Below are 2488 nucleotides of genomic sequence, written 5' to 3'. Positions count from 1 at the left end.
TCCTTTAGAAAACCAGCCATGAGAGAATCCACCTTTTACCCAAAATTCTTGATTGAAAATTGTAACCTTATTATAGTTAGGGACACTTAAAGATATTTGTGGATTTGGAATAGCATTATTACTTCGAATCAGAGATCCTGTTGATAAATCTGATTCAGCCGTAATGCCTTTCTCCCAGCGACCGATTTTAAAATTGTACCACTTTATGCTTTTACTCATGAACCCAATGGGCATTACAGGTCTATCAAAATTATTGGAATTTCCAATAACAGAAAGCCCGTAATCGAATAAGTTATTATAATTGCCATGAGATGAAAATGATAAATATTCACCCTTATCATATACACCTAATTGATTCGAGCGATGCCAAAAAGAATTCCCCTTATGCAGCAGGGTGATTTGCAATCCTTTCTGGAGATCAAGTGATTGAGCATTGACAATGGCCGGATTGGCCATAAATAAAAAAGCCCAAATAAGGATTAATTTATTTGAGCTAAATTTTTGAATATAATTTAAAAGTCTAGTTATTATTATCTGTGAAATTTTTATCAATGATTGATGATTTTATCGTTTGGTTAAAAGATCTTGAATCTGGAACATATGCAGGTATGAATTTTTTTAATTCATCAGTTACTTTATTAATATCATAGGATCGAGCCGAATTAATTACCGTTCTCACATCATCCAACAAATGATCCCAATTACTCCCATTACCATTTTTCATCATTAATATTTTATCATGACCTGTATCAATAATATTTTCTTCATCTGTGCGAAGTTCTTCAAACATTTTTTCTCCAGGTCGCATTCCAATGTATTCAATGGAAATATCTTTCTCCGGCTCTAATCCACTAAGACGAATAAGTTCGAATGCAATATCTTTAATATTTACGGGTTTGCCCATATCAAGAACATATATCTCCCCGCCAGCACCCATGGCTCCTGCTTGTAAAATAAGCTGTGCTGCCTCAGAAATAGACATAAAGTATCTCTGCATTTTAGGGTCTGTAATCGTAATAGGGCCACCATTTCTAATCTGTTCCTGGAAGGTCGGAATAACACTCCCGGAGCTACCAATTACATTCCCGAAGCGAACAGCCATGTATTTCACCTTTGAGTCAATTGCTTTACTTTGAATCAATTTTTCCGCGACCCGTTTTGTAGCGCCCATAATATTCGTCGGATTAACTGCTTTATCTGTAGAAACCAGTACAAATCGATTTACACCATAATCCTCTGAAGCGTCAATCAAGTTTAAAGTGCCTTGAATATTAGTTAAAATTGCTTCCCAGGGATGTTCTTCCTGCATAGGCACATGTTTATATGCAGCAGCATGAAACACAACATCGGGTTGAAATGATGCGAATACACGATGGAGTAATGTTTTGTCTCTGATATCTCCCAGTACCGGTTGAAATGAAACAGGATGTTTGCTCTGGTCACATTCTCTACCAATTTTAAATAGGTTGTGTTCACTTTGATCCAATAAAATTAATAAATCGGGATCAAATGTAAGGCAGTTTCTAACCAATTCAGAACCGATTGATCCCCCGGCGCCCGTGACAAGAACCCTTTTCCCATAAATATAATTTGAAATTGAAGAACGATCCAATTCAACTTCTTTTCTGCCCAACAAATCGACCATAGAAACATCCCTTACCGATTTCATGGATACTTTGCCATCGATAAGTTCTGAAAAGGTTGGTACCGTTCTATAAGACTTGCCCGCAGCTTTACAAATAGAAACTATTCTGCGCATTTCAACATTTGTTGCTGTTGGAATACAAATTATGATTTCATCAAAAGGTATTTTTAAATTAGCGAGTTCTTCAATTGAACCCAAAATTGGAATGCCGTGTATGGTCGCACCAACCTTTGATCCGTCATCATCTACGATTCCAACAACGACGAGCTTCATTCCTCTATTATCACGAATTTCACGAATTATTTTTTCAGCACTGTCGCCACCACCAATCATGACTAGTTTTTTCTTATTTTTCATCAAATTACTTTGACCAAGCAAATTTTCAGTTTGAGATAAATTGCTAAAATAAACTCGAATGCTGGCACGGCTAATACTTAAAAATATTGTACAAAGAGCATAGTCAATGAACAATACCGACCTTGGGAATCCTGTTAAACCATAAATTAAGGCTAATATTGCTAGGGACAGGAGAGATCCCAATGATGAAGCTTTTGTAATATTCAAAATATCTGAAATACTGGTATAACGCCACATGCCCCGATACATTCCAAAAATAAAGAAAGAAATCAACTTTGCCGAAAGAATGATGGGCAAATAAGTAAAAAGATTATTGGTGATATGTTCAGGAATCGAAAAATCAAACCTGAGAAGGAACGCAAGGTAAAGTGCTCCTAAAATCAGAACGACATCAACGACTAAAAACCTAAATAGGTTCCTCGACTTTTTAAAGTATTTATTCATAGTGTAAAATATTTAATTATAATTGGCTGAGTTTAATATAAG

The 2488-nt window shown here is 35.7% G+C and carries 2 protein-coding genes; both read right to left on the bottom strand.

All coding sequences use genetic code 11. From position 1 onward, the window contains the following. Positions 1-456 (bottom strand): hypothetical protein (locus tag HN459_09510; GenBank protein ID MBT3479678.1); only part of this gene is annotated, 456 nt, incomplete at its 3' end. Positions 457-520: 64 nt separating this feature from the next. Beyond that, entirely contained in the window at positions 521-2446 is a 1926-nt protein-coding gene (locus HN459_09505) for a polysaccharide biosynthesis protein (GenBank protein MBT3479677.1), read from the bottom strand. Between the last annotated feature and the right edge of the window lie 42 nt (positions 2447-2488).

It is taken from the genome of Candidatus Neomarinimicrobiota bacterium (genome assembly GCA_018647265.1).
GTDB lineage: Bacteria > Fidelibacterota > Marinisomatia > Marinisomatales > TCS55 > TCS55.
This window is presented reverse-complemented; position numbering and strand designations above follow the sequence as displayed.